Origin of the sequence: Shewanella sp. P1-14-1 (assembly GCF_001401775.1) — a bacterium.
Taxonomy (GTDB): Bacteria; Pseudomonadota; Gammaproteobacteria; order Enterobacterales; family Shewanellaceae; genus Shewanella; species Shewanella japonica.
In genome coordinates, this window is record NZ_LKTL01000025.1 from 61,378 (window position 1) to 79,074 (window position 17,697).

13 protein-coding genes are annotated in these 17,697 nt (G+C 42.1%); 6 read left to right on the plus strand and 7 right to left on the minus strand.

Annotated elements, in window-relative coordinates; genetic code table 11:
- Nucleotides 1-137 precede the first annotated feature (137 nt).
- Nucleotides 138-656 (minus strand): hypothetical protein, encoded by a 519-nt coding sequence (locus AN944_RS17100; RefSeq protein WP_055025856.1) that lies wholly within the window; start codon nt 654-656, stop codon nt 138-140.
- A 206-nt stretch (nt 657-862) separates the two neighbouring features.
- Here AN944_RS17100 and AN944_RS17105 point away from each other — a divergent pair, with 206 nt between their 5' ends.
- The 3 genes from AN944_RS17105 to AN944_RS17115 all read left to right on the plus strand — a co-directional run bounded on the left by AN944_RS17105 (nt 863) and on the right by AN944_RS17115 (nt 5,050).
- A complete protein-coding gene (locus AN944_RS17105) occupies nt 863-2,386 on the plus strand; it encodes a DUF3612 domain-containing protein (RefSeq protein WP_055025857.1) in 1,524 nt (507 codons plus the stop codon).
- Nucleotides 2,387-2,551: 165 nt separating this feature from the next.
- On the plus strand, nt 2,552-3,196 hold the full coding sequence (locus tag AN944_RS17110) for a YqiJ family protein (protein ID WP_055025858.1): 645 nt from the start codon (nt 2,552-2,554) through the stop codon (nt 3,194-3,196).
- A gap of 102 nt (nt 3,197-3,298) precedes the next feature.
- The gene (locus AN944_RS17115; RefSeq protein ID WP_408005087.1) at nt 3,299-5,050 is read left to right on the plus strand and encodes a flotillin family protein; all 1,752 of its coding nucleotides are present in this window, start codon (nt 3,299-3,301) and stop codon (nt 5,048-5,050) included.
- Between the two features lie 158 nt (nt 5,051-5,208).
- Here the strand turns inward: AN944_RS17115 and AN944_RS17120 are convergent, their stop codons facing one another.
- Both AN944_RS17120 and AN944_RS17125 read right to left on the minus strand, forming a co-directional pair.
- A complete protein-coding gene (locus AN944_RS17120) occupies nt 5,209-5,922 on the minus strand; it encodes a type 1 glutamine amidotransferase (protein ID WP_055025860.1) in 714 nt (237 codons plus the stop codon).
- Nucleotides 5,922-6,635, minus strand: a complete 714-nt coding sequence (locus AN944_RS17125) for a hypothetical protein (protein WP_144430215.1) — start codon at nt 6,633-6,635, stop codon at nt 5,922-5,924. Before AN944_RS17125 ends, AN944_RS17120 begins: the two co-directional genes overlap by 1 nt.
- Before the next feature lie 498 nt (nt 6,636-7,133).
- Here AN944_RS17125 and AN944_RS17130 point away from each other — a divergent pair, with 498 nt between their 5' ends.
- Together AN944_RS17130 and AN944_RS17135 are read left to right on the plus strand one after the other, a co-directional pair.
- A complete protein-coding gene (locus AN944_RS17130; RefSeq protein WP_231919217.1) occupies nt 7,134-9,053 on the plus strand; it encodes a S9 family peptidase in 1,920 nt (639 codons plus the stop codon).
- Between the two features lie 470 nt (nt 9,054-9,523).
- Nucleotides 9,524-11,476, plus strand: coding sequence for a BCCT family transporter (locus AN944_RS17135; RefSeq protein WP_055025862.1), 1,953 nt, complete (start codon nt 9,524-9,526; stop codon nt 11,474-11,476).
- A gap of 115 nt (nt 11,477-11,591) precedes the next feature.
- Here AN944_RS17135 and AN944_RS17140 read toward each other — a convergent pair whose 3' ends face one another.
- The 4 genes from AN944_RS17140 to AN944_RS17155 all read right to left on the minus strand — a co-directional run bounded on the left by AN944_RS17140 (nt 11,592) and on the right by AN944_RS17155 (nt 15,859).
- Entirely contained in the window at nt 11,592-12,512 is a 921-nt protein-coding gene (locus AN944_RS17140) for a helix-turn-helix transcriptional regulator (protein WP_055025863.1), read from the minus strand.
- A gap of 278 nt (nt 12,513-12,790) precedes the next feature.
- Nucleotides 12,791-14,146: a glutathione-disulfide reductase gene (gorA, locus tag AN944_RS17145; protein ID WP_055025864.1), complete on the minus strand. Its 1,356-nt coding sequence runs from the start codon at nt 14,144-14,146 to the stop codon at nt 12,791-12,793.
- Between the two features lie 273 nt (nt 14,147-14,419).
- Nucleotides 14,420-14,983 (minus strand): hypothetical protein, encoded by a 564-nt coding sequence (locus AN944_RS17150; RefSeq protein ID WP_055025865.1) that lies wholly within the window; start codon nt 14,981-14,983, stop codon nt 14,420-14,422.
- A gap of 141 nt (nt 14,984-15,124) precedes the next feature.
- A complete protein-coding gene (locus AN944_RS17155) occupies nt 15,125-15,859 on the minus strand; it encodes a hypothetical protein (protein WP_055025866.1) in 735 nt (244 codons plus the stop codon).
- A 296-nt stretch (nt 15,860-16,155) separates the two neighbouring features.
- Between AN944_RS17155 and AN944_RS17160 the strand changes: the two genes are divergently transcribed.
- Nucleotides 16,156-17,697, plus strand: a 1,542-nt coding sequence (locus tag AN944_RS17160) for a M3 family metallopeptidase (protein WP_055025867.1), incomplete at its 3' end; no start/stop codon positions are given.

Sequence of the window (17,697 nt, forward strand, 5' to 3'; positions counted from 1 at the left end):
TAGGAGCACGGCTATTTTAGTGCATTATTAGCTAATTGTTGGTGCGACAGGTGAAGAGGTTTTTATTCAATGACAAAAAGGCCGGCAATAATGCCGACCTTGAGAGTGCAATGTAATCTAGCGGCTTATTGCGCTGATTAACGTTGATGCATTGCGTATTCAGTGCCATCTTTTGCAGTAAATACTTTGCAGTTACCTTCAGTAGGTAGGCAGCGAGAATGCAGCATACTAACCCATTGTTTATATGGTGTTGGTAAGTTTTTAATTGGCAGCGCCACTTGAATATCTTCAATATGAGCAGGATCTTTCGAGCCTAACTCGCCATTTCTGTCAAAGCTGACTTCAACATGGGTATCGTTATTTTTAAGGACAATCGAAGTTGGTTCGCTTTTATGACCTGTTAAAGCAACAAATTGACATGGGTTCTGTAAACCACATTGGCTACCATCTTTCATAAAGGCTAGAAGATGAGTGTAGTAAATAACATAGCTACTCACATCGGCGTGTGAGCCTTCAGTAAGTGGGAAGTTGTCATCTAAAAATACCTTTGCATTGTTAATTTTGTCTGCGTTGGTACTGGTTGCCACAAATTGTTCCTCAATGAAGCTGTTAAGGTTGTGAGCGGCTGTGTTGGTGTGCATTGTTGTCATAGTCATAACCTTATCCTCTTCGCTTGGGTCATTACACGGGGCTAATTAAATATTCATATCATTAGGCCGTGCTTACATCTTTTGTTATCGATTGCCTTAGTCGCAATGGGAATCAAAATGATGAACACTGTTTCCCGATTGCTTAATTTGTAGTCTAGTGTATTTTTCACTACAATTTCACAATAAAAATTTTACAGTGTGAATTTTACAAAATGCGTAATGAACAAAGCTTGATGAGAAAGTCACATTTCCTGGGTACAAAGATTCGAAATCTGCGTAAACGTAATCATCTGACAATGGAAGACTTGTCAGCCAGATGCATACGTGTAGATTCGAGCTCTGCGCCTTCGGTGTCGTATCTATCAATGATAGAACGAGGTAAAAGAGTGCCCAGTGCTGGCATGCTAGCGGTGATTGCCACCGTGTTCCAAAAAGATGTCGATTGGTTTTTAGATGATATGCCAGAAGAGCAATCAATCACCCCAGAAAAGGGACGCCGTGGCGGTATTAGCGGTATGCCACTCGAACCAAGCTTTTTATTTTCTAATGACATTTTACAAATCGCGATACCTGAAATGCTGTCACAAACAGGCACATCAGGTCGGCAGTTTGCTCAGTTATTAATTCGCGCACACCAAGAACACCATCAAAATCATTTCCCTGATTTAGAACGCGCCGCTGAAGAAATTGGCAGAAAACAGATGCCGCTAAGTGCTGATGAGATGCTTAGCATTGCTAAGAGTATGGGACTTAAAATCAAATGGATTGATGAAGTTCCGACTGAAGTGTTAGATGAAACTGGCGCTCGTTCTTCTCGGTTAACCACTTCTTTTTTTGAACCTCCTGCGACAATTTTTATCAATAAAGCGCTCAAATCCAATGCGCCAAGGCTTAAATATGACTTGGCAGTGCACATTGGTCATTGCGTGCTCCACAATAAAGACGGCTTGAAAAGTGTCATGACATCGGGGCGTCGAGTTGAGGCGGATGATGATGCAACTGTGCAGTCAAACACACTTAATGCCCAAGATATCTTGCATGCATGGCGTGATTTTGAATCAAGCTTTTTTGCAGGGGCATTACTCTGCCCTAAAGTGCCATTCAGACAGCTATTAGATCGTCACGGCTACGAGATTGATATCCATAAACAGTTACAGGTGTCGGCGTCGGTTGCCATGCGCAGAATGACAGTTGTCTCTCCTTATCCTCATTGGCATTACTTTGATGCTTATGCACCAGGTAAGCTTAAAGCGGTCTATCGCGGTAATGGTATTCCACTGCCTTGGGGCAATATGCGAATAGTTGAAGACCCTTGCCACCATTGGGCTGTATTTAGGAAAATTAACGAGCCGACATCGGGAACATCTGCTCAAATTTCAATATTAAATGTAGGTAATGAGCCGCGAATTTACTGTTGTGAATCAATAAAAGTCGATGATTCAGCGGGTAATCCACATGTGTTATGTGCAGGGATAGATTTAAACCCCGCCATTGAAGCGCAAGGTAAAGATGCTGCAAAAATTACCGAAGATTTAAAGCAAACGTGTGTTGAAAACGGCGGCTTAGTCGCCATTCCAAAACACATCAAAGCAGATCTGGTTAGCGTGGCTAAAATCTTGAATATTAATTGGATTGAACGTGGCATAGAAAACGATGCCAGAGTGATTTGCTCCCGTGGCGCAGTATGCCCACGACAACCTAGCTGCTATGCCAGTGGTCAAGCACAGTGCGAATAAGTCGGTCATCACAAAGACTGATAATCTAATTCACTTATAAGGAAGTTTTTGTTAAGGTGATGTTGCTTTTGAAAGATATAATCTAATTATATTAATTGCTTATAAACTTGGCATAGGATGACTGCCAGGGTTGAGTGATTAATCTAGCTGTAAAGGAATACAGTCATGCTCGATTTTTTACTCATAAACGCCAATACCCCATTTGCGATTGCGATGACGATGGTGCTGATGCTTGCACTGTTAGAAGGTGTTGGCTTAGTGATAGGCTTTAGCATTTCAAATCTGATAGACCACCTTTCTCCTGTTGAACTTGATGTCGATGCCGACCTTAATGTGGCTAATACTGGGCTGACCCCATTAGTTGGTTGGCTGTGCCTGAATAAGTTACCGTTATTAATCTGGCTAGTGTTATTGCTTACTTGCTTTGCACTCATTGGCTACAGTTTAAATTTTATTAGTTATCAATACGCTAGTAATCTACTTTCCCCAATGATTAGTGCTCCAATTGTATTTGTATTGAGTCTGCTCAGCACATCCATCATTGGTAGACCTTTGGCAAAAATCCTCCCCAAAAATGAATCCCATGCCGTTTCTAATACTAGTTTTAGTGGTTTATTGGCCAAAATTACCGTGGGCACTGCCAGAGTAAACAGTCCTGCAGAGGCGGTGCTGGTGGATCAACATGCGCAGAAACATTACGTGATGGTCGCGCCAGAGTTTGCAGAAGAAAGTTTTAACCAGCATGACCAAGTCGTGTTGCTGAATAAAAAAAATAATATTTGGATAGCAGCAAAACTCGATAGTATTTAGCCGTTTATTCATGAAACGAAGATTTTTATAGTAGTAATACAAGGAAAGAAAATGGAAGGGATTGAATTATCTGCAGGGTCAAATACCACCTTTATTTTAATAATGTCTGGCGTGGCAATGTTGGCGTTTATCACCATAGGGTTAATTTTTGCCAAACTCTATATTAGAGCCACTAAGGAAATCGCATTTGTCCGAACTGGTTTAGGTGGGGAGAAAGTCGTTAAAGATGGTGGCACAGTGTGTTTACCTGTGTTGCACGAAACTATTCCGGTCAATATGAACACATTACGCATCGAAGTTGAGAAAACACAAAAAGATGCGCTGATCACCAAAGATAGAATGCGTGTCGATGTTAAAGCGGATTTTTACCTTCGTGTGGCACCAAGCCAAGAAGGCATCTCGATGGCTGCGCAAACTTTGGGTACACGTACCATGCGCGTTGAAGAACTTAAAGTGTTAATGGAATCAAAATTTGTTGATGTACTTCGTGCTGTGGCTGCTGAAATGACCATGACTGAAATGCATGAGCAGCGTGCTGACTTTGTCCAAAAGGTTCAGCAAAATGTGGCCAATGATTTAGAGAAAAACGGGCTCGAACTTGAGTCTGTTTCATTAACTGGCTTTGACCAAACAGACCTACAATTTTTTAATGAAAATAACGCATTTGATGCTGAAGGTCGTGCACGTCTTGCAAAAATCATTGAAGAAAAACGTAAAGAAACCAATGATATTGAACAAGAAAACCGCGTTAAAATTGAGCGTCGGAATTTAGAGGCAGAGCGTCAATCTTTAGAAATTCAAAAAGAAGAGGAAGAAGCTCGTTTAAGCCAAGAGCAAATTTTGGCATTTAAACGTGCAGAGCAAAAAGCGGAAATTGCTAAAACGCGTGAAAATAAACAGCGAGAAGAGCGCGAAGCTGAGATTGCGAAAGAGCAAGCGATTGAAGCGGCAGAAATTGAAAAATCAAAAGACATTGAAACCCGTGAAATTGCTAAAAGAAAAGCCCTTGAGCAAGCTCGTATTCAACAGCAGCGTGATATTGAAGTCGCTGAACAAGATAAGCAGATTGCGGTAGCAGAAAAATCAGAAGAAGAGTCAGCTGCACGTGCTAAAGCCGCAGATGTTGAAAAAGGTAAAGTTGAAAAAGAAGAGGCCGTAATCACAGCCAAGCAAGTGGCAATGGCAAATCGTCAAAAAGAAATTGAAGTCATTGATGCGAAAAAAGAAGCAGAACGTGAAGCCGTTGGGATTACTGTGCAAGCCGCTGCAGATAAGCAAGCGGCTGAAGATAAGGCGACAGCCATATTAACTGAAGCTCGCGCTGATGCTGATGCTAAAAAGTTAAAAGCCGAAGCGGATGAAAAAGTCTTTGCAGTTGAAGCGGCAGGTAAACAAGCTTTGTATGAAGCAGAAAATACTCTGAAAGATGAGCAAATTCAGCTGCAAAAATCCTTGGCTGTACTGCAAGCGTTACCAGAAGTGGTTGCTAATGCAGTCAAACCACTAGAAAACATTGAAGGCATTAAGATCTTACAAGGTTACCACGGCGCTGGCGCTGCAACCGCAAATGGTAACCAAATCATGCAGGGACAATCTGGTGGCGTAGCCGAACAAATCACAGCGGCAGCATTAAACTATCGTGCGAATGCGCCAGTAGTCGATGCCATGTTACAGGAGCTGGGGTTAGTGAATGGCGACACTGGCACGTTAACCGATTTATTAAATGGCGAGAATAGTTTGACCGATCAAACCCGTGCAGCGATTAAACAAGCTAATATTCAAACGGCTATGCCATTGAATGGTGCCGAATCTGAGGTGGTAAATAATACTGTAGCTTCAAGTCCAGCTTCATAGCGCCACACATAACACAGGAGTGAAGAGATACTGTTAAGTTGATCATTGTTAGCTTGCAGCATTGAATTCATTGTTTGTATCGACAAGGCGGTAACAGTCAGTTACCGCCTTTTCATTAACAGCTTATCGCTGTATTGTCCCGATTAGCGTTACTATCCTTAGTCATCGCTCGTTATTGCAGAACGAAACACAGTATCTAACAAGTTAAAAAACCAGTGTTGTAACTGTGTCTGTTCGTTCATACGTGATTTAGCATATAAATCTTCTGGACACAGTTCACTAAATGCTTGTTGTAAATAAGCCAGCTGCACAGCGTCCCATTCTGGATGAAATTGAATGCCATATTGCTGTTGATGCCTAAACACCTGCTGAGGGCACAATGATGAGTAGGCTTTTATCTCAACCGATTTATGGGTTAGCGGAGCTAAGTGACTATCAAAGTTAAACCCAAAATAATGCCATTGAGGTACGGCTAAATTTATCAAATTTTTGTTCGCTAGACTTGCTGAGCATACGTTGGCATTAACTCTGAGATCATACCAACCTAATTCAGCCTGTTTAAGTGGGTAAATCTTAGCTCCTAATACCGATGCTAATAGTTGCGAGCCTAAACAAATACCGATTAGCGGTTTGTTGATTTCAATCGCCGAGTGAATCAAAGAGCGCTCTTTTTGCATCCATCTTGGGTTATCTTCTACATCCATAGGGCCGCCCAAAATGATGATGCCATCAAATTGGTTTAGATCAGGCAAGCAACCATCGGGCGCCATGAAGCGGGTGATCTTATGTCCCGAGAGTTTGCACCAGTCAGAAATGCGCCCTGGTCCTTCAGCCTGATGGTGCTGAATGATTGCCAGCGATAATGAAACCATTACTGTAACTCGCCAGTTTCTAAATAGATTTCAATGACGTGCTCGAGGGGAATTGATAGCTGATCCGCTAAATCCTTTGGACTAGGATGCAGTTTACCTTTGAGTGGCACGGTTATTTGAGTCGTTCTAATGAAATCATGTTGAATCACTCGCAGCAAGTGGTCGGCTTCAGGACGATTTTCAATGACCTTAACTAAGAACTGATTTGGGCTATCTTCAGTTGGTGTAATGACTCGGTATTGTGCATTTGGCGCCTTATCTTGCCCTGCCTTCATGCTTAATTCGGTGAACATAATGATGCGATCAATGATGAGTGATTGTTGAGAAAACTGGTTAATGCCTCCTCGCTCAAAGTGACCTTTTACAACATCAACTTGCAGTTGTTCGATTCGGTCGGTTGCCAGAGGGCTGAGACGCATTAAGTCAAAAGGCTTGGGTACAATAGTCCAAAGCTGCTCTGGTGCTGTCGCCATTGTTTCAAGCTGCTGCTTTATTGCATGATCAGTTTCAGGATCGGCAAAGTGAAATTGCATGACCATTTGTACATTGTGGGGATGGTGATACATAGGCAAATGTGAGGCAAATAAGCCATCTTTTCCGCCAAATAGAGTCATACCATGTAAGCCCATATGGCTTTCATTCGCAGAGGCTGCGGGGGATATGCAAAAAATGAGGCTGGTAACAATAACGCAAAAGTAATGAGAGATTCTCATATGGGCTCCTATCTGGAAGTTAGTCAGAAGGGGCCGTCCCCGGATGGAAGCCTGTTTGCCAAATTCATCAATTCGATGTGATTGATTGTGGTGCTCAACAGGTTGAGGTCGTCCTCAGACACAATTTTACTACAAATTTTTAACGATGAACATTGCCACTATCCCCTCAATATTTGGACGTCACTTTTTGCATTCAGTGATTAACAGGGGAAATTCCGTCATGACTCAGCCAGTGTTATTAACTATTGAGTCAACCTAGCCTAGTGAGAGATGTTGTTTTGTCGGTTAAATATGCCAAATAGCAGCTAATCTATTGAATCAATGTGGGTATCGCTGCAAAATTAATTGAAACATGAATATCTATGTTTAGGAAGTATGATCCCAAGGAGTTAGGGAATATCGCATTACCTCAATGTTATTTCATCTACTTCTTGTGCCATATCGCTTCAAGGTTTTAAGGATAAAGCTGTCTCTTTGAGATGGATTAAAGGAGTTTCCATGATGTACATCAAATTGATGATATGGGGAATGCTATTGTGCATTTCAAATATTTGTCTCGCCGCTTCTGTCGAAGATTATTCACGCCATAGTGATTACTACAATGTAAAAATATCCCCTGACGGCAAGCATTTAGCCGTTTTAATGAATGATGAAGGTCGAAAGAGACTTGCCTTTTTACGCACCGACAACTTTGAAGTTACTTTTGCGCTCAATTCCAGTGGTCGGGATCAACCTGCAGAATATTACTGGGTCAATAATGAACGTGTCATCGTTCAAGTGGTACAGAGCCGTGGCAGATTAGAGTTACCGATTAATTTAGGTGAAATTTTCGCCGTTAATTATGACGGTAGTAAGCGTAAAATGATTTTCGGTATCCGATCTCAACCAGGTATTGTGCTGTCGGGATACGGTGGTTTTTTATTGGATAAACTTGAAGGTGATAACAAGCACGTCTTAATTACCAAACGTTTGCTAAGTCGAAATGGCGATGTGCTTCCTGAAGTGACTAGGCTTAATGTCTATACAGGCAAGGAGCGTAAAGTTAAACGTGCGCCAATTTCTTACAGCCAGTTTTTAGTTGATAATGATAGTGTGCCTAGGTTTGTTGTGGGAGTAGATAAAAACCATGACACTAAAATGTACTACTCAGAGGGTAAAGGAGAAGATTGGCAAGTGTTTAATACAAAGTTTGACGGTGAGTTTACTCCGTTGACTTTTAGTAGTGATAATAAGTCAGTTTACGCATTAAAAACTGAAGAAAATAAACCGAAAGGCCTGTATCGCTACGATTTAGATACTCAAAAAGAAACGTTTTTGTACCGCAGTGATATTGCTGATCCTACCTATGCTATTAGTTCTGATTTAAACGAAGTGTATGGTTTGAGAGTAGATGAAGACTATTCTAGCTATATTTTTATTAAACCTGACACCCAAGAAGCCAAACTCCATAAAGCATTAATTCAAGCGTTCAATGGCGACAGTGTCGAAATTACCAGTAAAACAAAAGACGGTAAGCAAATGGTGGTGCGTGTTTCTAGTGACCGCAATCCCGGCTCATTTTATATATTCGATACAGACACAATGAGTGCACGTTATTTATTGTCGAGCAAACAATGGATTAAAAAAGAGCAGCAAGCTGAAACAGAACCTTTTCGAATTAAGTCTTCTGATGGTTTAGTGCTAAACGGTTACCTAACCCTTCCTATCGGTAAAAAACAAAATCTACCCACAGTGGTATTGCCTCATGGAGGCCCGCATCTTCGAGATTATTGGCGATTCGATCCCCAAGCTCAAATGCTCGCAAACGCCGGTTATGCTGTCATTAAAGTGAATTTTCGAGGCTCAGATGGTTACGGAAAACACTTTATGGAAGCTGGCTACGGCGAGTGGGGAACGGGTATTCAAGATGATATAACTCAGGCATTAAATTATGCGATTCAAACAGGTGTGACCGATAAAAATCGTGTATGCATCTTTGGTGCGAGTTTTGGTGGTTATAGCGCTTTACAAAGTGCAATTAGAGAGCCGGATATGTATCAGTGCGCAATTGGCTACGTAGGGGTTTATGACCTACCTATGATGTTTGATGAAGGGGATATTAAGACATTAACTTGGGGAGGGTCTTACCTGAATAAAACTCTCGGTACTAACCCTGCTGAACTTATTGCCCAGTCTCCAAGTCGTAATGTCGATAAACTTAACGCGCCAGTACTTATTATTCATGGTGAGGATGATCAACGTGCTCACTTTGAGCATGCGTTAGCACTTAAAGAGGCGTTAGATGAAAAAGGCCATCCCTATGAATGGTTAGTTAAAGATAAAGAAGGACACGGCTTTTATAATGAAGAAAATATTCTAGAGGCCAACAAAGCGATTTTAGCTTTCTTAGAAAAGCACATTGGTGATTCGGCAAAGTAATCCATCGCTGATAACACAATAAGCCCGGTAAGCCCCGCAATTTGTGGTGAGTTTATCGGGCTTTATTATTCTCAATATGTTGAGTTTATTGTGCTATTGATTAGTTAATCTATGACTCTCTTTACCTGCTAGATAACCAAATGCCAGCCAAAATCTTGTAGGTTTTTGTACAGGAAATAACCGTGCTAAATCAGCACATCGTTACCCTTAAATCTTGGTGAGATCTCGCTCACAATCTGAATCGATTGTTAATATAAGTTAGTCGACAGTTTACGTGATTAACATTATTTTAGCGTGCCTGTGTTGCCGTTAATGTCACAAACATTAAACGACCTGGCGTTTTATAGAAAACGGTTCACGCACAGTATTCCAACTCTTCAAACAGTAAACCAACCTGGCTGTCTCGCAGCACGGGGAAGCACTTGTGGTGTGGACTCTCTTAATCAGTTTTATTGTTTCGGACAAATAAAATGAACAAACACTTCGAGCTTATTGATAAACCGACTTTTTTCGGTGCGTTGATATTACTTTTTGCTGTGGTTATCCCTTTACTTATTTTCCCAGTTGAAGGGGCACAGTGGGTTGCTATCGCTAAAACATTTATGACAGATAAACTGGGCTTTGCCTATTTAGGTCTAGGTATTGCTGCTTTTTTCTTTATGATTTATATCGTTTTTTCAGATATAGGTCAGATTAAACTAGGGGACCCTGATGAGTCACCTGAGTTTGGATTAGCCTCATGGGCAGCCATGCTGTTTTGTGGTGGTATTGGCGCAAGCATTTTGTATTGGGGCACCATTGAGTGGGCCTATTACTACCAGAACCCACCTTTTCAATTAGCGGCGGGAAGTGAAGAGGCAATTCGCTGGGCTGCGACTTATGGCTTGTTCCATTGGGGACCTATCGCTTGGTGTATTTATATGATCCCAGCTATTCCAATTGCGTATTTTTTCTATGTGCGCAAGCAGCCAGTATTAAAGGTGTCAGCTGCACTAATGCCTGTAATTGGTGAAGCCAATAGCTTTGGTAAGCTTGGTAAAGTGATTGATGTATTGTTTATTTTTGGTTTATTAGGTGGTGCAGCGACAACATTAGGTTTAGCTGCGCCATTAATTAACGAAGGCATTAGTTATTTGTTTGGCATCCCTGCAACAACGGGTAGTCAAATTTGTGTGTTGATGTTGTGTACGGCTATTTTTGCCTATTCAGCTTATATGGGTATGGATAAAGGCATCAAAATTCTCAGTAATATTAACTTTTGGGGCGCATTAGGCTTGTTAGTCTTTGTATTGGTTTGTGGCCCAACAATTTTTATGCTGGAAACCGGTCTAGACTCCATTGGCCGAATGCTATCTAACTTTTTTGTTATGGCAACATGGGCTGAGCCGTTTGGTGGCCTTGGCACCTTTGAAGATACTCACTTCCCACAAGATTGGACAATTTTTTATTGGGCTTGGTGGCTGGTATTTGCGCCGAGTATGGGCTTGTTTATTGCCCGAATTTCTCGTGGCAGAACCATTAAGCAAATGATCACCGGAGCAGTCTTTTTTGGCTCTTTGGGTTGCTCAATGTACTTCATTATATTGGGTAACTATGGTTTGTCTTTGCAGTTATCTGGGCAACTTGATGTAGTCGCCCTGTTGAATAGCGAAGGGGCAACTAGGGCCATTTTCGCTATTTTAGAACAGCTGCCATTTAGCACTGTGGTCATCGCAGTCTTTACTTTGTTGTGCATCATTTTTACTGCGACAACGTTCGATTCGATTTCCTATATTTTAGCCTCAGTAGTACAAACCAATGTGACCGAAGATCCGATGCGTTGGAACCGATTATTTTGGGCGTTTACATTATCCTTTATGCCTTCTGCCCTGATGTTTATGGGAGGCTTAGCTACCTTGCAAACCGCCGCAATTGTTGGTGGTTTACCGCTCCTTGTTATTGCAGTGATGTTGATGATTTCAGGTGTTAAAGCCGCGTCATTAGATTTAAGCCATCAAGATGACTATGTCGACCCTGTGATTAATATTTCTGATTTACCCGATGTTGATCCTTGGAGCAAAGAAGGCCAAGCCTTAGCACGCTTTGAATTGTTACGTGACAATGCTATTGATGCTGCCAATGCCGAACGAGAAGCCAATGAGGCAATATGGTTGCTGAAAAAGCAGTTACGTCGAGAAGCATTATCACGTGGTGAGTCGAGTGTAGAGTTAGGGAGTGCACCCGATGATATTATCGAGCAGCTACAACAATTAACCGCTGATGCGGCAAAAGCTAAAGAGTCTAAACTTGCAGCTTCAACACTGGCGCAAGAAGCCAGAACATCATTTAATGATTTGATGCGCAGCAAAGAAGAACAAGAGTTGCTACTCGAACAAGAGGAAGTGAAGTTAGCGATTCAAGCCAGGTTAAACTCATCTAATTAAGGATAAGTAACGACTAATAAGATGGCTAACACTGGATGAGTTAGCCATCTCTTTTTAGTTTTGCTGTTTGCGTTGTGCATTGATTAGTAGAAGTCTTACATAGCCAAGCAGCAAGTTACTCTTGGCCGTTCCACAATAATTTACCTGTATTGGTGAGGTCGTATCCGCCTAACGTGGCAGCTAGTCTGATGGATTCAGGTTGTTGCAGTAAATCTAGCAACTGCTGTAATTGGCGTCTAAAGTAAATGCCCTGTGGCATAACTAAATCAAAGGATTCCGTTAAAATCGGTACAAAGCTTAATCCGCTTTCAAGCGCTACAGATTGGCAACCAAAACCGATATCGGCATTATGTCGTGCGATATAACCTGCTAATTCCCGTTCGCTTTGCGCCACCAAGGTAGAGTTAAGGTATTTGAAGTTAAAACCTTGTTTTAACAACCATTGCTCTAGGTGTTGTTGGCTACCAGAGCCTGCTTGACGAGCGACCCAACGCCATGATTTAAATGAGGTATTGGTGGCAGAGTTTGCTAAGGCTTCGTATTGCTCAAACGTCTCTGAGCGCATCATTAACCCTTGTTTGCGGTTATAGCCATGCACCAACAACCATTGTTTATGATTTGGGTAACTGGTTAATAATTCATGATAACTCAGGCTATCGTCTTCAAGGCTTCCCCAATGCAATGCACAGATATCAGCATAACCTTGAGATAATACATCTAATCCTAAGCCTGAACCTGTTGAACTATAGCTAATGAGTTCAGTGGTACCTACTTGTGACATGGTTTTAGCAACCAACATAGACAGCAGTGGATCGTCGCTGCCCGTGATGTGCATTCGATCAGATAGCATTCCGCTATGACAAGATTCCATCAGCCACCGATCTACCAGTATTTTGGGAAATAGCCATTTCCCCGTGGCTTTTGTGGCTGGCAAAATGCGCTCATTGGCCATTGAGCTGACCGAGTCTTCATCGAGCGACAAGTACTCTGCAACCTGAGTTAAACTCATGTAGGTCAATTCGTTAGCTTGGGTCATGCAATATCCTTAAAGAGCGTATTTCTGTTTAAACAATATGTGTTAAACGTATTTGTCGATTATAAAAAATGTGCGGCCAAATAGCACTGCTTGTATATCAAGAACCGTGAATAGATATCGTGAATAGCGACTTTGTCTATAAAACTGCGGTTTGAGTCACAACGGCTTAGCTTTTTTTAGGTAAAGCAATTCAGTGAGTTCTGTGGAAATTAGGCACAAAAAAGGCGAGAAATTATTCTCGCCTTTTGATGAGTTGAATCCGTCAAATGATTCAGTGCTTAGCGCATAGTAACAAACTCTTCTGCGCCAGTTGGGTGAATCGCAACAACTGCATCAAAGTCTGCTTTAGTCGCGCCCATTTTCATGGCAACACCAAAGCCTTGGAGGATTTCATCCATACCAAAACCAATGCCGTGAATACCAACAACCACTTCATTTTCACCTGCGCAAATCAGCTTCATTTTACATGCTTGTCGGTGAGCTGTAATAGCGGTGTACATTGAAGTAAAACCAGAGGTATACACTTTAATGTTGTCTTCGCCGAATTGTTCAACTGCTTCTGGTTCAGTTAATCCCATAGTACCAATTGGTGGGTGACTGAATACGACCGTTGGGATCACGCTGTAATCCATTTTTGCATTTGGCATGTTGCCAAATAAACGTTCTGATAATAAGCGACCCGCTTTAACGGCAACTGGTGTTAATTCAACACCGCCTTCCATGATGTCACCGACACAATAAATACCTTTTGCTGTCGTATTTTGTTGCTCGTCAGTGACCACGTAGCCTTTGTCATTCAGTTTCACATCAGTGTTTTCAAGGCCAATGTTTCCTGTAGAAGGAGAGCGCCCAATAGCCCAAATTAAGCTATCAACAGTGATGCTTTCACCATTTTCAAGTTCAAGGGTTAGGCTGTCATCTGCATTTTTAACCACAGCTTTTGGAATACTGTGAGTGTGCAGGGTTGGGCCATCTGTCGCCATCGCTTCTACAAGCGTGTCGGTCAAAATAGGATCAAAATTACGTAGTGGAGCATGTTTACGTACTAATAAATGGGTTTCGCTACCGAGTGCATGTAATACGCCAGCAAGCTCAACGGCAATGTAGCCTGCACCCACAACAGCAACACGTTTAGGTTGCTCACGTAATGCAAAGAAGCCATCTGAATCAATACCGTATTCAGCGCCAGGAATATTTGGAATTGTTGGCGCACCACCAGTGGCGATAAGGATATGATCAGCCGTGTAATGCTCGCCATTGACTTCAATGGTATTACCGTCAACAAACTTACCGTAACCGTTCAATAGGGTGACATTATTACTGGCAAATCCGCGGCCATATGCCTCATGAATACGGCCAATATAGGCTTCACGGTTATCGACTAACGTATTCCAATTAAAGTTGTTCACTGTAACGTCAAAACCGTAATCTTTGGCGTATAAATGCATGGATTCAGCAACATGAGCGCCATACCACATGACTTTTTTCGGTACACAACCCACGTTGACGCATGTTCCGCCAACATGTTTTGCTTCAATAACCAAAACTTTTGCGCCACGCATTGCCGCGCGATTACCTGAAGCGATACCACCACTACCTGCACCAAGGCAGATATAGTCATAATGTTGAGCCATGTTAACCCTCTCTATTATTGATACTTGAATCAGATTGCTAATACGGCAACCTGACTTTTATTAAGCGTTTATGTGAGTTTGACAATTTTTATTGCAGCCATTGTAGGGGGGAATGTCATCACAAGCTAGTTTCTAAGACCGTAAAGTCGGCTAATTTATTGCAGCGAAAAGCTGACACTGTACCTGCAAACGCTCAATCAGTGGTGCTTAAACTTGAGAAAGTAACGCATTATTAATTCAAGTACGCTCACTCAGTATGACCAAGTACTAGGTTTATCGGCGATATTGACATTCAGCCTGTTGGCCTTGAGCTGGGCCTGAACCTTGGCAGTCCATACATTGCCACTCATCTTGTCGATGGGATAATTCTGTTTGCAAATAGCTGGCATCTTTATTGTGCTTGAGTTGTGTTGATAATTGTTTGATTCGATTAGCCAACCAGCGGCAGCTCGGATCGTTGGCAACCACCATCTTAGGAGAAACCTTGGCGGCAGAGGCATCGCGCATTGAGACTGGATCTGATGACACTTGTATGGTGTCCGCTCTATTTAACTGCATTTCATCTGCAGCATATTCAAGCGCACTTTGTGGCTGTGGTATGGCGATCGGTTGACCTTGGCTGTCTAGCACGCTGCCAATGGGAAGCGCATTTGTGGGGTTCTGTTGATTGATATTTTTTGATTGACGCAGCTGGGTTAAATCACTTGCTTGCGTTTGAATACTAAACAATATCAATACAGTGATAATAAAAGGGGTAACCAGTATATGAATATTATGGGGAAATTGGCGCATAAACCAATAGCATAATAGGCGATATGATCCCTGAGTGTGTTTCATCAGCATTCCTTTGCTTTAGTTAAACGAGTACCACATCATGTGGTACGACTCACTTAGCTTAGAAGGGAATAGGGGGATTTGCCAAACACAGAGATGTTTTAGTCTGAGCTAAGTGTCAGGCACTTTAGGTATTACTGATAATTAAAAGCGCCAAGTTAAGTAAATGCCACCAAAGCTTTCGTCTAAACTCCCTGTATAACCTTCGGCTTTCGCCTCTTGTTTAATATCATCCATGGCGATGACATGGCTGAATTGAGCACTAAGAGCAAGGTTATCTGAAATTTCATAATTGGCTTCAATTCCCATTTGGAAATGGTTTGCCCCATTATGCTCTTCAGTTGCATATTGAAAATCAAATCCTTGGGTAATATATGGCGTAACAGTAAATCGCTCACTGAGTTGCCAAGGGCTATGGAGGCTCACTTCAACAAAGTAGCCGCCAGCTTGCGTTGAATAGGTATAAGCAACAGAAGGGACTAACCATTCAACGGCGGTATAAGTCATCTCAGCAAACAACTCGTTGTCGTTAGCGCGTTCATCGCCGTAAAACTCAAGACGTTGATAACCTATAATGGTTTCTAGATTGTCATGGAGGTGAAGTTCATACTCAAGCCCCCAATTATATTCAATGTAATGCGTTGAATCGCCTCTGATTACAGCTGCATATGCTGTTAAATCACCTGTTGATACTGCAGCAGCACCAGAATATATGCCACCACTTTCTAGATTGTTGCGCCCTTCTGAGATGTATTTTGAATCCCAACCTAAAGCAACACCAAAACTGAGGTCTTCGGCATGGGCATGAGACGATGTTGTTAGGCATGTGGATATCAGGCTTAGTGTTGTCACTAATAAAGAGGATAATTTAGTTCGCATTTCGACAACCTTTCTCAAAATCATATATTCAATAAAGGAGAATACCTGAAAAACATTTTTTGGAAATGATAACGAGTTAGATTTGCGATCGAGTTGTCAATATCTTCAGTGTAAAATTTGCGTAAAAAAATCTGGGTGTTCACTCACGTTTTTTAAGCTTATTTTAATATACGTGTTTAGTGTATAGACAATACCAAATCGGTGAGCTCAAAACTGCTATAGACTTGAATTTACAGCTTGTTGCCCTTATTAATGGATAAAGGCCACAATTACCCTATTTCCCCGAGGAATCACCTATGAGCAATACATTGCTAGATAATCCTTTACTCGAGCAGAGCGAGCTTCCGCAGTTTTCGAAAATTAAAGCGGAGCACATTCAACCAGCTGTAGAACATGCTATTGCTCAATGTCGCAGTAAAATTGATGAAGTCTTAGCTGAAAACAGCACATATTCATGGGAAAACTTAATTGAGCCATTAGAAGAAGTGGACGATCAGCTCAGTAAAATTTGGTCGCCTGTATCACACATGAATTCTGTGACCAGCACTGATGAATGGCGTGAAGCTCATGATGCTTGCCTGCCGTTATTATCTGAATACGGTACGTTTGTTGGCCAGCACCAAGGCTTGTATCAAGCCTACAAATCCATTCAAGAGTCGGCGGCGTTTGATACGCTGTCTACGGCACAAAAAACATTATTAACTCAAAGCCTTCGTGACTTTGAGTTGTCGGGCATTGGACTCGATGAACAGCAAAAAATCCGATATGGCGAAATTGTAAAACGCCTTTCTGAACTGACTAGCAGTTTTTCTAATCAGTTATTAGATGCCACGCAAGCGTGGACTAAATTGATTACTGATGAAACTGAGCTAGCAGGCTTACCAGACTCTGCGATTGCAGCAGCCAAGGCGATGGCTGAAGCGCAAGAAAAACAAGGTTGGTTATTTACGCTAGATTTCCCATCTTACTTACCCGTGATGACCTACAGTGAAAACCGTGAGCTACGTGAAGAGTGCTACCGTGCATTTGTCACTCGAGCGTCAGATCAAGGCCCGAATGCGGGCGAGTTTGATAACAGTGCCAACATGGACGAAATCCTAGCGCTGCGTCATGAGCTTGCTAACCTACTGGGTTTTGATAGCTATGCTGATAAATCATTAGCAACTAAGATGGCGAATGATCCTAGCCAAGTATTATCGTTTTTAAATGAATTAGCCTTGCGTTCAAAAGAGCAAGGTAAAGCCGAGCTAGTAGAGCTTAAAGCCTTTGCTAAAGCTGAGTTTGGCGTGACAGAGATGGCGTCGTGGGATTTGAGTTTTTATGCTGAAAAGCTACAACAGCATAAGTATGAAGTGTCACAAGAGTTATTACGTCCATACTTCCCAGAAGACAAGGTCTTATCAGGTTTGTTCTACACTGTGTCACGCTTATTTGGTTTAACCATTGAAGAGCAACATGGTTTTGATAAGTGGCATGATGATGTGCGTTTCTTCCATATTTACGATGCGGATAACGTGCATCGTGGTAGCTTCTACTTAGATTTATATGCACGCAGTGGTAAACGAGGTGGGGCATGGATGGATGATTGCCGTGGCCGCCGTGTAACAAGCAATGGTCTGCAAAAGCCAGTTGCCTATTTAACCTGTAACTTCAATGGTCCAGTTGATGGCAAACCAGCGCTCTTTACTCATGATGAAGTGACAACCCTATTCCATGAGTTTGGTCATGGTATTCACCACATGTTGACTAAAATTGAAGTCGGTGGTGTTGCTGGGATTAACGGTGTGCCTTGGGATGCCGTAGAGTTACCAAGTCAATTTATGGAAAACTGGTGCTGG

Excerpts from the sequence above, each read along its gene's own strand:
- AN944_RS17100 (WP_055025856.1), bottom strand. The coding sequence starts at position 656 with ATGACTATGACAACAATGCACACCAACACAGCCGCTCACAACCTTAAC.
- AN944_RS17105 (WP_055025857.1), top strand. The coding sequence starts at position 863 with ATGCGTAATGAACAAAGCTTGATGAGAAAGTCACATTTCCTGGGTACA.
- AN944_RS17110 (WP_055025858.1), top strand. The coding sequence starts at position 2,552 with ATGCTCGATTTTTTACTCATAAACGCCAATACCCCATTTGCGATTGCG.
- AN944_RS17115 (WP_408005087.1), top strand. The coding sequence starts at position 3,299 with ATGTCTGGCGTGGCAATGTTGGCGTTTATCACCATAGGGTTAATTTTT.
- AN944_RS17120 (WP_055025860.1), bottom strand. The coding sequence starts at position 5,922 with ATGGTTTCATTATCGCTGGCAATCATTCAGCACCATCAGGCTGAAGGA.
- AN944_RS17125 (WP_144430215.1), bottom strand. The coding sequence starts at position 6,635 with ATGAGAATCTCTCATTACTTTTGCGTTATTGTTACCAGCCTCATTTTT.
- AN944_RS17130 (WP_231919217.1), top strand. The coding sequence starts at position 7,134 with ATGATGTACATCAAATTGATGATATGGGGAATGCTATTGTGCATTTCA.
- AN944_RS17135 (WP_055025862.1), top strand. The coding sequence starts at position 9,524 with ATGAACAAACACTTCGAGCTTATTGATAAACCGACTTTTTTCGGTGCG.
- AN944_RS17140 (WP_055025863.1), bottom strand. The coding sequence starts at position 12,512 with ATGACCCAAGCTAACGAATTGACCTACATGAGTTTAACTCAGGTTGCA.
- gorA (WP_055025864.1), bottom strand. The coding sequence starts at position 14,146 with ATGGCTCAACATTATGACTATATCTGCCTTGGTGCAGGTAGTGGTGGT.
- AN944_RS17150 (WP_055025865.1), bottom strand. The coding sequence starts at position 14,983 with ATGAAACACACTCAGGGATCATATCGCCTATTATGCTATTGGTTTATG.
- AN944_RS17155 (WP_055025866.1), bottom strand. The coding sequence starts at position 15,859 with ATGCGAACTAAATTATCCTCTTTATTAGTGACAACACTAAGCCTGATA.